The 15,123-nt window shown below is 65.5% G+C and carries 13 protein-coding genes; 9 read left to right on the forward strand and 4 right to left on the reverse strand.

The genetic code is table 11. From position 1 onward, the window contains the following. The first annotated feature begins 71 nt into the window (after positions 1 to 71). From dnaA to M9902_RS07410, 9 genes are all read left to right on the forward strand, one after another. Entirely contained in the window at positions 72 to 1,388 is a 1,317-nt protein-coding gene (gene dnaA / locus M9902_RS07370; protein WP_297221898.1) for a chromosomal replication initiator protein DnaA, read from the forward strand. A gap of 299 nt (positions 1,389 to 1,687) precedes the next feature. Then, positions 1,688 to 2,788: a DNA polymerase III subunit beta gene (gene dnaN, locus M9902_RS07375; protein WP_297221900.1), complete on the forward strand. Its 1,101-nt coding sequence runs from the start codon at positions 1,688 to 1,690 to the stop codon at positions 2,786 to 2,788. Positions 2,789 to 2,869: 81 nt separating this feature from the next. Further along, entirely contained in the window at positions 2,870 to 3,952 is a 1,083-nt protein-coding gene (gene recF / locus M9902_RS07380) for a DNA replication/repair protein RecF (protein WP_297221902.1), read from the forward strand. Positions 3,953 to 4,064: 112 nt separating this feature from the next. Further along, on the forward strand, positions 4,065 to 6,548 hold the full coding sequence (gene gyrB / locus M9902_RS07385; protein WP_297221904.1) for a DNA topoisomerase (ATP-hydrolyzing) subunit B: 2,484 nt from the start codon (positions 4,065 to 4,067) through the stop codon (positions 6,546 to 6,548). A 176-nt stretch (positions 6,549 to 6,724) separates the two neighbouring features. Continuing rightward, complete coding sequence (locus M9902_RS07390) at positions 6,725 to 7,855, forward strand: tetratricopeptide repeat protein (protein WP_297221906.1); 1,131 nt, start codon at positions 6,725 to 6,727, stop codon at positions 7,853 to 7,855. 154 nt (positions 7,856 to 8,009) lie between these two features. After that, positions 8,010 to 8,681 (forward strand): energy transducer TonB, encoded by a 672-nt coding sequence (locus tag M9902_RS07395; RefSeq protein ID WP_297221908.1) that lies wholly within the window; start codon positions 8,010 to 8,012, stop codon positions 8,679 to 8,681. A 99-nt stretch (positions 8,682 to 8,780) separates the two neighbouring features. Next, positions 8,781 to 9,533, forward strand: coding sequence for a MotA/TolQ/ExbB proton channel family protein (locus M9902_RS07400; RefSeq protein WP_297170306.1), 753 nt, complete (start codon positions 8,781 to 8,783; stop codon positions 9,531 to 9,533). Between the two features lie 25 nt (positions 9,534 to 9,558). Further along, positions 9,559 to 9,990 (forward strand): biopolymer transporter ExbD, encoded by a 432-nt coding sequence (locus tag M9902_RS07405; RefSeq protein WP_297170303.1) that lies wholly within the window; start codon positions 9,559 to 9,561, stop codon positions 9,988 to 9,990. Positions 9,991 to 10,002: 12 nt separating this feature from the next. After that, positions 10,003 to 10,404, forward strand: a complete 402-nt coding sequence (locus tag M9902_RS07410; RefSeq protein WP_297221911.1) for a biopolymer transporter ExbD — start codon at positions 10,003 to 10,005, stop codon at positions 10,402 to 10,404. Between the two features lie 195 nt (positions 10,405 to 10,599). Here the strand turns inward: M9902_RS07410 and M9902_RS07415 are convergent, their stop codons facing one another. From M9902_RS07415 to M9902_RS07430, 4 genes are all read right to left on the reverse strand, one after another. After that, positions 10,600 to 11,361, reverse strand: a complete 762-nt coding sequence (locus M9902_RS07415; RefSeq protein WP_297221913.1) for a pyridoxine 5'-phosphate synthase — start codon at positions 11,359 to 11,361, stop codon at positions 10,600 to 10,602. A gap of 10 nt (positions 11,362 to 11,371) precedes the next feature. Beyond that, positions 11,372 to 11,626 carry a hypothetical protein gene (locus M9902_RS07420; RefSeq protein ID WP_297221915.1) on the reverse strand — a complete coding sequence of 85 codons (255 nt, stop codon included), beginning with the start codon at positions 11,624 to 11,626 and terminating at the stop codon, positions 11,372 to 11,374. 68 nt (positions 11,627 to 11,694) lie between these two features. Further along, the gene (gene cls / locus M9902_RS07425; RefSeq protein WP_297221917.1) at positions 11,695 to 13,134 is read right to left on the reverse strand and encodes a cardiolipin synthase; all 1,440 of its coding nucleotides are present in this window, start codon (positions 13,132 to 13,134) and stop codon (positions 11,695 to 11,697) included. Positions 13,135 to 13,288: 154 nt separating this feature from the next. Continuing rightward, on the reverse strand, positions 13,289 to 15,100 hold the full coding sequence (locus M9902_RS07430) for an SLC13 family permease (protein WP_297221919.1): 1,812 nt from the start codon (positions 15,098 to 15,100) through the stop codon (positions 13,289 to 13,291). Positions 15,101 to 15,123 lie beyond the last annotated feature (23 nt).

Consider the following 15,123-nt stretch of genomic DNA (forward strand, 5'->3'; position numbering starts at 1 on the left):
GCCTGCCCGCTTGCACCGCCTGCGCGTTCGCCGCCCGGCCGCTTTTCCTGCACATGAACCCGCCCCCGCGCATGGACGTTTGGCCCCACTGCCTGAAACATCTGGAAGCCGAGCTGGCGCAGGAGGATGTCCGCACCTGGCTCAAGCCGCTGCAGGCCGGTCTGCGCGATGGCGCACTGATCCTGTTCGCACCCAACCCGTTCGTGCGCGACGAAGTCCGGCAACGCTTCCTGCCGAGAATCCGCGAGTTGGCGAGGCACTACGGCGCCGGCGCCGAGGTGACGCTCGACGTGGGTTCGCCCACGCCCGCCCGCGCGCCGCTGGTGGCCGCGGTGGCGGGCCCCGCGGCGTCGGCCGACGCCTTCGATGGCAACGTCGAACCGCACTACACCTTCGACAATTTCGTCGAAGGCCGCAGCAACCAGCTGGCGCGTGCCGCGGCTTTTGCTGCGGCGCAGAAACCCGGTGAGCGCAACCACAATCCGGTGTTGCTCTACGGCAGCACCGGCTTGGGCAAAACCCATCTGATGCATGCAGCGGGCAACGAAATGCGCCGGCTCAACCCCGCCGCGCGGGTGCTCTACCTGCGTTCAACCACGTTCTACGAAGCCTTTTTCCGCGCCTTGCAGGACAAGACCACCGATCAGTTCAAGCGCCAATTCCAGAAGATCGACGCGCTGCTGATCGATGACATCCACTTTTTCGCCGGCAAGGATCGCACCCAAGAGGAGTTCTTCCACACCTTCAACGCGATGTTTGACGCCCGCCAGCAGATCATCATGACCTGCGACCGTTATCCGCGCGAAGTCGATGGCCTGGAATCGCGGCTGAAATCGCGGCTGGGCTGGGGCCTGTCGGTGGCGATCGATCCACCGGATTTCGAAACCCGCGCCCAGATCGTGCTGTCCAAGGCGCACGAGCGCGGGGTGACCCTTCCGGACGAAGTGGCCCAGCTGATTGCCAAGAAAATGCGCAGCAACGTGCGTGAGCTGGAAGGCGCAATCAACAAGCTGACCGCCCAAGCCGGATTTCTCGGCCGCGCTGTGACCGTGGAGTTCGCCCAGGAAACCCTGCGCGATCTGTGGCGGGCCCAGCAACAGGCCATCAGCATCGCCAACATCCAGAAGGCCGTGGCAGACTACTATGGCCTGCAGCTCAAGGAGATGCTCGGGGAAAAACGGACACGTTCACTGGCACGACCCAGGCAGATGGCCATGGCGCTGGCCAAGGAGCTGACCGAACACAGTCTGCCGGAAATCGGTCATGACTTTGGCGGGCGCGACCACACCACGGTCATGCACGCCCACAAGAAGATCAAGGCGCTCAGGGAGAGCGATGGCAAGCTGCATGAGGATTGGGAAAAACTGATTCGCAAGCTCAGCGAATGAGGGGCTGAGCCAGATTGGGGGCAAGCTGTGGATAATGCGTGGATGTTTCCGCCCCCGGAAAAGCATCCACAACTTGTACCCAGACAATCAGCCCGCTTCTCAAGAGGGTTTTGTTCAAAAATAATGTTGTAAATCAAAGCGTTATTATGTTATCCAGCACTTTTCCGGACCCCACCACCCACGCTTTTCTATAATTATCCCTGCAAGAGCTTGCGACTGGTTGGGCTTCGGGAACTGGAAGACAGTTCATCAGGTTTGCAGTATTCGAACATTCGTTGAAACAACATCGAGGAACGCAAATGCGGTTTTCCCTGCAGCGCGAAGTTCTGCTCAAGCCTTTGTCCCAGGTGGTCAATGTGGTGGAACGCCGGCATACCTTGCCTGTTCTGGCCAACCTTCTTGTTCGAGTGCGTGATGGTCAACTCGCGCTCACGGGGTCTGATCTGGAAGTCGAGATGGTGTCGCGGATCGCGGTCGAAGACTCCGAGAACGGCGAGACCACGGTTCCGGCGCGCAAGCTGTTCGAGATCGTGCGCGCCTTGCCGGACGGCAGTCGCGTGACGCTGACCCTGCGCGAAGACAGGCTGACGGTCCAGGCGGGACGCAGCCGCTTCTCCCTGACCTGCCTGCCGGCCAACGATTTCCCGGCGTTGGACGAGGTGGACGCGACCGACCGGGTCCAGGTGCCGGAAACCGGACTGCGCGAGCTGCTGGAGCGCACCGCGTTCGCGATGGCGCAGCAGGACGTGCGGTTTTACCTGAACGGTCTGTTGTTCGATCTGCGCGACGGTCTGCTTCGCTGCGTGGCCACCGACGGCCACCGCCTCGCCCTGTGCGAGATTCCCCTGGAGGAAGGCCACGCCGGCAAGCGCCAGATCATCGTTCCGCGCAAGGGTGTGCTGGAATTGCAGCGGCTGCTGGAAGGAAGCGACCGCCTGCTCGAACTCGAGCTCGGCAAGGGCCATATTCGGGTCAATCGCGATGATGTGACGTTCACCAGCAAATTGATCGACGGCAAGTTCCCGGATTACGAAGCGGTGATCCCGATCGGCGCCAAGCTCGAGGTCAAGGTCGATCGCGAAGCGTTGCGCGCCGCGTTGCAGCGCACCGCGATCCTGTCCAACGAGAAATACCGCGGCATCCGGGTCGAGGTCTCGCGCGACCTGCTGCGAATCAGCGCGCACAACCCGGAGCAGGAAGAGGCGCAGGAAGAGCTCGAAGCGCAGACGTCGGTGGACGAGCTGTCGATCGGGTTCAATGTGACGTACCTGCTGGACGCGCTGGGATCACTGCGCGATGAATACGTCATCCTGATGCTGCGTGACGCCAACTCTTCGGCGCTGGTGCGCGGCGCGGACAATGCGCGCGCCCGCCACGTGGTCATGCCGCTGCGGCTGTGACGCGGGTTTGCAGTCGCGCGGCAGACACCCACGGGCCGCGGTAATTTCCGCCTCCGGCTTGCCCTGCCGGCTGAGGCAGTCATGAGAATCGAGCGGCTGCGCCTGCAGCACTTCCGCTGTTTCGCACAGACAGAGTTCCGCCCGGAGCCGGGTTTCAATCTGCTCATCGGCCAAAACGGTGGCGGCAAGACCAGTGTCCTGGAAGCCTTGCACCTGCTGGCGCACGGGCGCAGCTTTCGTGGACGCGTTCGCGACGGCTTGGTCCGGCGTGGCCAGCCCGCGCTGGAACTGCTGGTGGATTGGCAGACCGAAGAGGCTGCATCGCACCGTGCCGGCCTGAGGCATACCGGCAGCCAGTGGCAGGCCCGCCTCGACGGACAGGAAGTGCAGCAGCTCGGTCAATTGGTGGCGGCTCTGGCGGTGATCAGCTTTGAGCCCGGCAGCCACGCGTTGGTGGATGGCGGCAGTGAAACCCGTCGCCGCTACCTCGATTGGGGCCTGTTTCACGTGGAACAGGATTTTCTTCTGCTCTGGCGGCAATACGCGCGCGCCCTGAAGCAACGCAATGCGCTGCTGCGCCAGCCGGGAAGCCGGAGCCAGCTCGATGGCTGGGAACATGAGATGGTGCGCCATGGCGAGGTGCTGACCCGTCAGCGCGAAGCGTATGTGGCCGGACTGCAGGCCAGCCTGGCGCATAGTGTCGAGGCCTTGTTGCCGGAACTGGGGTCGATCGAACTGCACCTGCATCCGGGCTGGAAAACCAGCGCGCTGGGTTTGGGGGATGCCCTGCTGCTGGCCAGGGAGCGCGATTTCGCCCTCGGGCATACCACGGTGGGGCCGCACCGCGCGGATCTGAGGATCTCGCTGGGTGGTTTGCCGACCGACTGCCTGTCCCGCGGCCAAACCAAGCAACTGGCGCTGGCGCTGGTGCTGGCACAGGCGCGCCAACTGGCGGGAGCGCTCGGACACTGGCCGGTCCTGCAGCTTGATGATCTGGCTGCTGAGCTGGATCGTCCGCATCAGGAACGCGTCCTGGCTGAGCTCGATGGCTGCGGCGCGCAGGTCTTGATCACCGGAACCGAATGTCCCGTCGTCCTGGCGGATCGCGGCGAACCGTTGGCCGTGTTCCACGTGGAACACGGAGAAATCTCACGCGCCGTCTGACCGACTTCGGCCCAGGTTCCAGCGGAGCGTACCCGCGCTTGATATACTGCGCGCCTCTATAGCTAATGTGTTCCGGCACGGCGCAGGCCGTGCCCCGGAGTCGAGTGCCTTGATGCAAGAAACCGATCAGACCGCGGGCGGGACGCCCGAGCTTTCCAAGTCCTCCAATCCTGCCAAGTACGACTCCAGCCGGATCACCGTTCTGCACGGCCTGGAGGCCGTGCGCAAGCGGCCCGGCATGTACATCGGCGACGTCCACGACGGCACCGGGCTCCACCACATGGTGTTCGAGGTGGTGGACAACGCCATCGACGAAGCATTGGCGGGGTTTGCCGACGAGATTCGCGTGACGATTCATGCCGACGGGTCGGTCAGCGTGCTCGACAACGGCCGCGGCATCCCGGTGGATATCCACAAGGAAGAGGGTGTGTCGGCGGCCCAAGTCATCATGACCGTGCTGCACGCCGGCGGGAAATTCGATGACAACAGCTACAAGGTGTCCGGCGGCCTGCACGGCGTGGGCGTCAGCGTGGTCAACGCGCTCTCGGGCAAGCTGACCCTCGACATCTGGCGCGACGGCGGCCACCACCAGCAGGAATACGCGATGGGCGAGCCAGTGTACCCGCTGCGTCGAATCGGCGATGACGCCGGCCGACGCGGCACCCTGGTGCAATTCTGGCCCGCTTCCGAGGTCTTCAGCGATACCGAATTCCACTACGAAATCCTCGCCCGCCGCCTGCGCGAGCTGTCCTTCCTCAATTCCGGCGTGCGCATTGCCCTGATCGATGAGCGCGGCGACGACAGCGGCGAGGTGCGGCAGGATCTGTTCCACTATCAGGGCGGTATCCGCAGCTTCGTGGAGCATCTGGCGCAGACCAAGACCCCGCTGCACCCGGCGGTGATTTCGGTCAAAGGCGAAATGAGCGGCATCGTGGTGGAAGCGGCCCTGCAATGGACCGACAGCTACCAGGAGACGATGTTCTGCTTCACCAACAACATTCCGCAGAAGGACGGCGGCACCCACCTGCAAGGGTTTCGTTCGGCCCTGACCCGGATCCTGGGCAAGTACATCGAACAAAGCGGCATCGCCAAACAGGCCAAACTGGACCTCAACGGCGACGACATGCGCGAAGGCATGATCGCGGTGCTCTCGGTCAAGGTGCCGGACCCCAGTTTCTCCAGCCAGACCAAGGAAAAACTGGTGTCATCGGACGTGCGACCGGCGGTCGAGAACGTGATGGCCGACCAGCTCGAAGCCTTCCTGCAGGAGCACCCGAACGAAGCCAAGGCCATCGTCGGCAAGATCGTCGACGCCGCCCGCGCCCGCGAAGCCGCCCGCAAGGCGCGCGACCTGAGTCGGCGCAAGGGCGCACTGGACGTGGCCGGGCTGCCCGGCAAGCTGGCCGACTGCTCGGAAAAGGACCCGGCGCGCTCGGAGCTGTTCATCGTCGAGGGCGACTCGGCCGGTGGCTCCGCCAAACAGGGCCGCAACCGCAAGACCCAGGCGGTGCTGCCGCTGCGCGGCAAGATCCTGAACGTCGAGCGCGCCCGCTTCGACCGCATGCTGGCCAGCGCCGAAGTCGGCACCCTGATTACCGCGCTGGGGACCGGCATCGGCAAGGATGAATATAACCCGGATAAATTGCGCTACCACCGCGTCATCATCATGACCGACGCCGACGTCGATGGCAGCCATATCCGTACCCTGCTGCTGACCTTCTTTTACCGACAAATGCCCGAACTGATCGACCGTGGCCACATCTACATCGGCCTGCCGCCGCTGTACAAGGTCAAACAGGGCAAGAACGAGCTGTACCTGAAGGACGATGCGGCGCTGGACGCTTACCTCGCCGGCAATGCGGTGGAAGGCGCCGCGCTGTACCCGGCGGAGGGCGAGCCGCCGATCGAGGGGCTGGCGCTGGAAAAGCTGCTGCTGGCGTGGGCACGGGCCAAGGATGTGGTGGCACACCAGGCGCACCGGTTCGACCCGGGCGTGCTCGAGGCGCTGATCGATTTCGTCCCGCTGGATGCCGAGTCCATTGCCCGCCACGGCGACATGCACGCCGCGCTGGTGGCGCTGGCGGGCCGGCTGAATCTGTCCGGACTGGGCAAACCGCGCTACAGCCTGCGCTGGCAGCCGGCCGAAGCCGGCCGTCCGGCGGCGCTGCTGGTGACCCGCGACCACATGGGTGAGGCGCTGACCCAGATTCTGCCGCAGGCGCTGTTCGAGCACGGCGAGCTCAAGGCCATCCGCGAGGCCGCCGGCTTGCTGCACGAACTGGTGCGCCCCGGCGCGCGGGTGAGTCGCGGCAAGAGTGCACAGGAGGTCACGGGTTTTGCCCAGGCGCAGGCCTGGCTGCTGGACGAGGCCAAGAAAGGCCGCCAGATCCAGCGCTTCAAGGGCTTGGGTGAAATGAACCCGGAGCAGCTCTGGGACACCACGGTCAATCCGGACACCCGGCGCCTGCTGCAAGTCCGGCTCGACGACGCGGCCGATGCCGATGCCGTGTTCAGCATGCTGATGGGGGATGTGGTCGAACCGCGCCGCGATTTCATCGAAAGCAATGCCTTGAAAGTGGCCAATCTCGACGTTTGATGCCGGCAATGGCGCACTGCGGCGGGAGCTGGCTTGACCGCGGATGTAAGATTGCCCCAGGCCGGCGACGGGACGCCGCCGGGCGTAGGCCGGTTGGCACGGTTCCGAAAGCCGGCCGACGCCGCTAACATCCACCCTCGCCCGCCAACGCGGGCCCACACACCAAGGTGACCCCCATGACCCTTCATCACCGACCGCTCACCATTGCCCTGGCGCTGGGTTTGGGCATGCTGGTTCTGGCGCCCGATCTGCTTGCCCAGGATCAGGGCTCGAGGCCAATGACGATGCGTGAACGCCGCGCGCAGCGCATGGCCGAACTGGGCCGCGACCAGGCCCAGAACGCACAGGAAGAAAATCGCCCGGCCGCTTATCCGAACGCCACCCGGCAGTCGCCGGACGGGAAGGCGTCGCCGAAGCTGCTGCCGAAGTTGAAGAAAATGCAGGAGCGCTTCGAGAAGGACGATTGGGCTGGCGTGATGGCCGATGCCGACGTCATCGGCGCCTCGCCGGATGCAGGGCCCTACGACAAGTCCTTTGCCTATTCTATGGCCGGCAATGCCGCCGCCAATCTTGAACAACAAACCAAGGCTGCCGACTACTTCGCCAGGGCCATTGCCGCCAACGGCCTCGACAACGACAGCCACTTCGCGACGATGTACAACCTCGCGGTCATCCAGTTCGGCGAGGAGAAATACGCCGAGGCGCTGGCGACCATGGACCGTTTCCTCGCGGAAACCAAGTCGGACAAGGTCGAACACCTGTCGTTCCGCGCCGGCATCCTCGCCAGCATGGGCCGCGATGCCGAGGCGGCCGCGGCTTACCAGGCGCTGGTGGCCAAGAACCCCGACGACAAGCGGCTGCTGATGAACGCGGTCGCCGCGCTGCAGGGCGCCGAAAAATTCGAGCAGGCCAATGCCTTGCTGGAGGATGCCTTCAAGCGCGGCATGTTGACCGAGGAGCGGGAGCTGCGCTCCCTCTATGTGGGCTACATGAATGCCCAGCGCTGGGCCGACGCCCAGCGGGTGATCGAAGATGGTGTCGGCAAAGGCATCCTCAAGCCCGGCCCCGATCTGGCGAACGCCTATCAGCTGCTGGCGCAGAATGCGTTCTTTGCCGACAAGATCCAGCTGGCGATCGATTTCTACAACCGCGCGCTGCCGATGGCAACGGACGGCGAGGTCTATCTCAATCTCGCCAAGGTGCTGGATTACGCCGGGCGCAAGGCCGAAGCCAAGGAAGCGGCGCGGCAAGCGCTGGCCAAGGGCATCAAGAAGCCGGAAGAGGCCAACCGGATCATCGCACGGTGAGACTTGCATCACGTCCCTGCCCCTACGCGGGGCCTGGGGCATGGAACAAGTGCCGGCAATTCGTGTAAGCTACGAAATTCCTGCGGCCGAAAGGTCAGCTTGCAAATCCTTCTGACGCAGGCGTGCGTCGAGACCCCACTCCAGAGCCGTGCGCATGACGGAAGATTTCTCTCAGCACCAGCAGCACAGAAGCGATCGCGGCGATGGCGTCAGCGGACCGCGCATCGCCGGCTACAGCTTTGCGATCGCGATCCACGTGGCGATCGTGCTCGTGCTGTTGACCCCGTTGCAGCCGCCGGCGCAGGACGTGGCCCAGAACGATTCGGTGAGCGTCACCTTCATCGAGCCACCGCCGCCACCACCACCACCACCACCGCCGCCGCCGGATGCGCCCAAGCCGCTGACGCCGCCGAAAGAGCTGTCGCCGCCGCGGCCCAGCCCGACCCCGCCGCCGCCCGAGGCACCGCCGGTGGTGCTCAGCGAGTCGCGGCCAATCGATACGGCGGCACCGCCGCCGACGCCGCCCTCCCCCCCGGCCCCTGTTGCTGACATTGCGGGTGGCGTGGATCCGTCGTCGCGGAACATGAACCCGCCGCGCTACCCGAACGAAGAGCAGCGTCGAGGAATCGGCGGCACGGTGATCCTGATCATCAGTATCGATGCCAACGGCGGCGTGCTGGATGTGGAAGTCCAGCACTCCAGCGGCAACCGCAACCTTGACCGTGCCGCCATGCAGGCCGCACGCAAATGGAAATTCAATCCCGAGGTCAGAAATGGCCAGAAGGTCGCCAGCCGGGTCAAGGTCCCGGTTGAATTCAGGCCGTGATTCCGCACGAACAACTGCGTCGCAGCTCCAACGTTTCCACCCCGTACCACCCGCGTCACCTTGTGAACCACCCCATCCACGACATCCAAAGGTAAGCGTATGTTGCAAGAAACTGCTGCCGCCGCACCTGCCGCCGCCGGAGGCAACAACGCCGCCGCGCTTCAGCAGATGGGCTTCGACCACCTGATCCAGAACTTCGACTTCATGGGCTGGATCGTGTTCCTGACCCTGCTCATCATGTCGCTGATGTCCTGGTACTGGATCATCATCAATGCGATCAAGAACATGCGTCTGAAGGGCCGCGCCGAGCGCGTGGTCACCACGTTCTGGGAAACCAGCAACGCGCAGGACGCGATCCGCTACATGGAAGAACAGCCGCGTTCCGAGCCGTTCTCCAAGATCGCCCTCGACGCCGCCCAGGCCACCGCCCACCACCAGCGCCAGGACGGTTCGCCGCTGGCCGAGTCGCTGAGCCGTTCGGAGTTCGTCGATCGCGCCCTGCGCCAGGCCGTCACTCGCGAGTCGCTGCGCCTGGAAGACGGCCTGACCGTGCTGGCGACCGTCGGTTCGTCGGCGCCGTTCGTCGGTCTGCTGGGTACCGTGTGGGGCATCTACAACGCCCTGATCCGCATCGGTGCCTCGGGTGATGCCTCGATCTCGGCGGTGGCCGGCCCGGTGGGTGAAGCGTTGATCATGACCGCGTTCGGTCTGTTCGCCGCGATCCCGGCGCTGCTGGCGTACAACGCCTTCGTGCGCTTCAACCGCATCACCAACAACCAGTTCGACACCTTCGCGCACGACCTGCACGACTTCTTCGCCACCGGTTCGCGCGTGGGCGAGAACGGTCGCTGATCGCAACTGACGGAGAGCCCTGACCATGGGAGCCAGTGTCGGCAAAGAAGAAGGTGCGCCGATGGCGGAAATCAACGTCACGCCCCTCGTGGACGTGATGTTGGTGCTGCTGATCATCTTCATGATCACCACCCCGCTGATGAACCACCGGATCAAGGTCCAGCTTCCGGAGGCGAGGGTCCACCAGCAGAAGGAAGACAAGAAGGTCCAGCAGACGCCGGTCACCATCACGATCACGGAAAATGGCGACCTGTTCCTGAACGATGAACCGTCGAACAAGCCGGCGATCGAAAGCCGGCTGTCGGTGGAAGCGCAGAAGCAGCCGCAGCCGCCGGTGCAGATCCGCGCGGACTCGACCACGCCGTACCGGCTGGTGGGCGAGGTCGTGAAGATCGCCCAGGCGCAGGGCATGGCCAAGGTCGGCTTCGTCACTACCCCGCCCAAGCGCCGGCTGTAAGGAGTACGCACGATGGCTTCCAATGCAAGCGCAATGGCGGATATCAACGTCACGCCCCTGGTGGACGTGCTGCTGGTGCTGCTGATCATCTTCATGGTGACGATGCCGATCCAGTCGATCCCGGTCGATGTGGACTTGCCGCAGAAGACCGACCAGCCGGACCAACCGCCGCCGAATCCGCCGGATCCGATCAAGCTGCGGATCGACGGGTCGGGCCAGGTGTTCTGGAACGACTCGCCGGCCGCGCTAGACGAGCTGGAATCGAAGATGACGGAAGAGGTGCAGCGCGATCCGAACAATCAGCCGGAGCTGCAGATCGACACCAATGAATCGGCGCAGTACGGGGTGCTGGCCAAGGTGCTGGCGGCCGCCAAGAACGCGCAGATGGTCAAGATCGGCTTCGTTCAAAACTGAGTACCGAAGACTTCAACGCCCCGGCCTGCGGGGCACGTCGTGGATGACGAACGCCGCCCTCGGGCGGCGTTTTTTTGCCTGCGCGAATAAGCAATGCCACCTGTGGGAGCGCACCGCAGGGGCGCGATGCTTTTGCGGGATCAAGAAAGGGCGTTCGCGCCCCTGCGGTGCGCTCCCACAACATTCAGCGGGCACCTACAGGGCGGCTGAGGCATCGATGATCGTGCGGTAGGCGCGCACCGTGGCACTCAGCCCCGCATACAGTGCTTCACCAATCAAGGCGTGGCCAATCGACACTTCCTGCACGTTCGGCACGGCGGCAAGAAACCGGCCGAGATTGGCCTGGTCGAGATCGTGGCCGGCATTGACCGCCAGCCCGACAGACTGCGCGGCGCGCGCGGTCGCGGCGGCGGCGACCAGTGCGGGTTCCGGATCGCCGGCGGCAAACGCTTCGGCATAGGGGCCGGTATACAGCTCGACCCGCTGTGCGCCGAGCGCTGCGGCCAGGCCCAGATCGGGATTGCCGACATCCACGAACACGCTGACCCGGCAGCCAAGTGCACGCAGGGCCGCAATCAACGGGCGCAGCGCTTCACCGTCGCGATGGAAATCGAAACCGTGGTCGGAGGTCAGCTGCCCATCGCCATCGGGCACCAGGGTCACCTGCGCCGGGCGGGCGCTGGTGCACAACGCCAGCAGGCCGGGATAGCCGGGGCGCGGCGGCGCAAACGGATTGCCTTCGATGTTGAACTCCACGCCGCGCTGCGCGCACAACCCGGCAAGGACGCTGACATCGTCGGCGCGGATGTGGCGGGCGTCGGGACGCGGGTGCACGGTCAGCCCGTGGGCGCCGGCCTCGAGGCAGGTGCGTCCGGCGCGGGCGACGTCGGGCAGAGGGCCACCGCGCGCGTTGCGCAGCAAGGCGATCTTGTTGAGGTTGACGCTGAGGGCGGTCATCGCGCCAGGCTCAGGGCGCGTCGTCCTGTGCTTGTTCGGCGCGCCGCGCCTGCGCCTGCTCGCGCAGCCGCCGCAGCTCGGCCGGGTCAACCATCATCGAGGTGTCGCGGCCAACCCCGGCCACGTGGGCCTGGTACATGCCCAGCACCCACAGGACGAAGAACAGCAGCGCGACCAGAAGGCAGACGACGAGGACCGCGGCGGAGGTCGTGAAGAAGCCGAAGCCGAAGGCGCCGATCGCCAGAAGCAGGAACAGCCAGTGCATGGAAAGGTTCCGAGGTTCGCCCGATGCGGCAGTGTACGACGGCCGGGGTGGACTTGGCAGACCCTGGCTTACAGCAGCGGCGCCAGCAGCCGCGCCAGGGCTTCCGGCAGCCGCCCGGTGAGCAGGGGCTGGGCACGCTTGGCGTGCACCGGGGTGGCGGCGTCGATCTCGCCACTGAGCAGGTTGGACAGGGTCGTGGCGAACGCCACGTCGTCGATCAGCATCGAGGCCTCGAAATTGAGCCGGAAGCTGCGGTTGTCGAAATTGGCGCTGCCGACGATGGCCAGGTGGTCGTCGACCAGCAGCGCCTTGGTGTGCAGCATGCGCGGTCCGTACTCGTAAACCTTGACCCCGGCCGCGAGCAGTTCGTCATAGAAGGATCGCACGCACCAGGTGACGAGACGGCTGTCGCTCATGCGAGGGACCAGCAGCCGCACGTCGATGCCGCCCAGCGCCGAGGAGGTCAGCGCCATCATCGCTGCTTCGCCGGGGACGAAGTAGGGCGTGGCCAGCCAAACCCGGGACTCCGCTGCGTGGATGGCGTGGACGTGCAGGCGGTGGATGGCTTCCCAGGGCGAGTCCGGGCCGGAGGCAAGCAGCTGGACGCGCGCGCTGCCGTCGCAGGCGTCCGGCATCGCGCAGGCGAGGGCGGAAATGAAATCGCGCCGGCCGGTGGCATAAACCCAGTCGTCGATGAACAGGTCCTGCAGCTTGCGCACGATCTCGCCCTGCATGCGCAGGTGCAGGTCGCGGTAGGCGTCGGGGCGCACCCGCGGGTCTTCCTCGTCGGTGAGGTTGATGCCGCCGATGAAGCCGACCACGCCATCGACGATGGCCAGCTTGCGGTGCGTGCGCAGGTTGACCCACGGCCGCCGCCAGGGGAGCCAGATCCGGCCGGGGTGGAACCAGGCCAATTCGCCGCCGGCGTCGAGCAGCGGGCGGAAGAATCCGGCGCTGGCCCGGCTGGAGCCGACCGCGTCCAGCAGCAGGCGTACCGCGACCCCTGCCTTGGCGCGTTCGGCGAGCGCGGCGATGATGGCGTGTCCGGTGCGGTCGGGTTCGAGGATGTAGTACTCGAGGTGGACATGGTGGCGCGCGCGCGCGATTGCATTGAGCAGGGCCGGGTATTTGTCGCAGCCGTCCACCAGCAGCGTGATGTTGCAGGCGGTGGTGGGTGCGTAGCCCGAGGTGGCCTGGGCCAGGGTGCGCAGTTCCAGCGCAACCGGGGTGGGGGCTGGCTCCGGCTCAGGCAGGCGGGAGCGGATGCGGCGGCGGGCGCGGTGCCGTTCCAGCCGCTGCGGGCCGAACACGTAGTAGATGAAGAAACCGATGTAGGGCAGGACCGCCAGGCTGATCAGCCAGCTCAGGGTGGCGGCCGGCTCGCGCTTTTGCAGGACAATCCAGATGCTCAATCCGAGCAGATACGCGGCCCACCCGGCGGCCAGCCAGGCGCGCACGTGGGGAATCCCCTGCATCGCGTTCCACAGCTGCAGCAGCACGACTTCCATCCGCCAGCCTCAGCAGGGCGCACGCGCGCCCGACCGGAATCCCGGCCGGAGAAAGACAGGAAGGATGCAAACGCGGCGCATCAAGCAGGTTCCGCACACGGTGGTGGTTCGACTGTCCGGCCTTTTCGGAGCCAGCGCAAGCGCCGGGCCGGGTTCAGCCGAAGGGCAGCAGTGGGCCCTGCATCCACAGCCAGCGCGCCATCCATGCGCTGACGAGGCCGATCAGGATCGTCAGCGGCAAGCCGATCCGCAGAAAATCGGAGAATCGGTATTGGCCGGGACCGAGAATGAGCAGGTTGCCGTGGTGGCCGATCGGCGTCAGGAAGGCCACCACCGCACCCAGGGCCGTGCAGACCACGAATGGAGTGGGTGGCAGCCCGAGCATCTGGGCGAGGGCAATGGCGATCGGCCCCAACAACACTGTGGTCGCCGAATCGCTCATGATCTGGGTGAGCAGGGCGGCCAGTGCAAACACCACCAGCAGGATGGCCAGCGGCGGCCACTGCGACACCAGATGCGACAGACCGTTGGCCAACAAATCCGCGGTGCCGGTTTGCTCCATCGCGATGCCGAGTGGAATGACCCCGGCGATCATCGTGAAGATACGCACGTCGATGCTGCGATAGGCGCGCTCGACGTCGATGCAGCCGGTGGCCACCATGGCCACGGCGCCGAACAGGAACGCCAGCGGCGCGTCGATCCATTCGGTGACGGCGGCCAGCACCGTCAAGCCGAGGATGGTCAGGGTCAAAGGCGCGCGCAGGCGACGCTTGGCTTCGCCGGCAAACGGCACCAACATCAGGAACCCGTGGTGGGTCGCCAGCTCGGCAAACCGCTCGGTTTGCCCCCACAGCACCAGCAGGTCGCCTTCCTGCAGCCGCGCGTCGGCCAGATGATTGGCCACACCTTCGTTGCGCCGCCAGATGCCGGCGATGACGGTATGGAAGCGCCGCGCGAAGTCGAGCTCGCGGATGCTGCGGCCAATGAACTCCGAGCCCGGCGCCACGACCGCCTGCACCAGCTGGGGCGTGCTCTCGCCGCTGGCCAGGTGGCCGAAACGGGTGATCGCATTCAGATCCAGCCCGGCGTCATCGTGCAGCGACAGCAGCTCGTCGGCGGCCGCTTCCACCAGCAGCACGTCGTCGGCAAGCAGCGGGCTGGAAACGCCGAGATCGTCGCGCTGGCGACCGTCGCGGATCCAGCCGCGCAGGCGGAAATGTTCGCCCAGCGCTTTTTGCAGGTCGGAGAGCGGGCGCGTGCACCAATGCCCTTCGCGGACGATGCGCAGCTCGGTGCGGTAGCGGTCGAGCCGCAGGTAATCCTCGCTGGCACGCCCACCGCTGCGCTTGGGCAGCAGCCAGCGTGCCAGCAGCATGTAAACGGTGCCCAGAACCACCAGTGCGATGCCGATCGGCGTGATCGCGAAGATGCCCATGTCGCCGACGCCGGCGCGCTGCAGCATGTCGTTGGCCAGCAGGAAGGCCGGGGCGCTGATCAGGGTCAGGGTGGTGCCGAGCGAGGCCGCCAGCGACATCGGCATCAGCACCCGCGACGCCGGCAATTTGCTCTTGCGCGCATGCCGCAGCAGCAGCGGCAGCATCATGGCCGTCACCATGACGTGGTGGGTGAAGGAGGACAGCACGGCCACGATCGGCATGACCACGGCGATTGTGCGGCTTTCGCTGTGGCCGGACAGGCGTTCGACCAGAGAGCCCAGGCGCTCGCTGATGCCGGTGGCCCCCAGCGCCCCGGAAATCACGAACACGGCGACCACGATGATCGCCGGCTCGCTGGAAAAGCCGGACAGGGCCTGACGGCTGTCGAGGACGCCGGTGAACACCAGCGCCGCCAGGATCAGCATGGCGGTGATGTCGATCCGCAGCTTTTCGGTGATGAACAGATACAAGCCGCCGATCAGGATCAGCCCGAACAGGATCTGGGACCAGAGGGCGTGGTCAAAATGCATTGAAGGCTACCGGCGCGGGGCCC

This window comes from Thermomonas sp. (assembly GCF_023953935.1).
GTDB lineage: Bacteria > Pseudomonadota > Gammaproteobacteria > Xanthomonadales > Xanthomonadaceae > Thermomonas.

What these genes read in the sequence shown, in the direction of transcription:
- dnaA (WP_297221898.1), top strand. Translation starts at nt 72, where the DNA reads ATGGACGTTTGGCCCCACTGCCTGAAACATCTGGAAGCCGAGCTGGCG.
- dnaN (WP_297221900.1), top strand. Translation starts at nt 1,688, where the DNA reads ATGCGGTTTTCCCTGCAGCGCGAAGTTCTGCTCAAGCCTTTGTCCCAG.
- recF (WP_297221902.1), top strand. Translation starts at nt 2,870, where the DNA reads ATGAGAATCGAGCGGCTGCGCCTGCAGCACTTCCGCTGTTTCGCACAG.
- gyrB (WP_297221904.1), top strand. Translation starts at nt 4,065, where the DNA reads ATGCAAGAAACCGATCAGACCGCGGGCGGGACGCCCGAGCTTTCCAAG.
- M9902_RS07390 (WP_297221906.1), top strand. Translation starts at nt 6,725, where the DNA reads ATGACCCTTCATCACCGACCGCTCACCATTGCCCTGGCGCTGGGTTTG.
- M9902_RS07395 (WP_297221908.1), top strand. Translation starts at nt 8,010, where the DNA reads ATGACGGAAGATTTCTCTCAGCACCAGCAGCACAGAAGCGATCGCGGC.
- M9902_RS07400 (WP_297170306.1), top strand. Translation starts at nt 8,781, where the DNA reads ATGTTGCAAGAAACTGCTGCCGCCGCACCTGCCGCCGCCGGAGGCAAC.
- M9902_RS07405 (WP_297170303.1), top strand. Translation starts at nt 9,559, where the DNA reads ATGGGAGCCAGTGTCGGCAAAGAAGAAGGTGCGCCGATGGCGGAAATC.
- M9902_RS07410 (WP_297221911.1), top strand. Translation starts at nt 10,003, where the DNA reads ATGGCTTCCAATGCAAGCGCAATGGCGGATATCAACGTCACGCCCCTG.
- M9902_RS07415 (WP_297221913.1), bottom strand. Translation starts at nt 11,361, where the DNA reads ATGACCGCCCTCAGCGTCAACCTCAACAAGATCGCCTTGCTGCGCAAC.
- M9902_RS07420 (WP_297221915.1), bottom strand. Translation starts at nt 11,626, where the DNA reads ATGCACTGGCTGTTCCTGCTTCTGGCGATCGGCGCCTTCGGCTTCGGC.
- cls (WP_297221917.1), bottom strand. Translation starts at nt 13,134, where the DNA reads ATGGAAGTCGTGCTGCTGCAGCTGTGGAACGCGATGCAGGGGATTCCC.
- M9902_RS07430 (WP_297221919.1), bottom strand. Translation starts at nt 15,100, where the DNA reads ATGCATTTTGACCACGCCCTCTGGTCCCAGATCCTGTTCGGGCTGATC.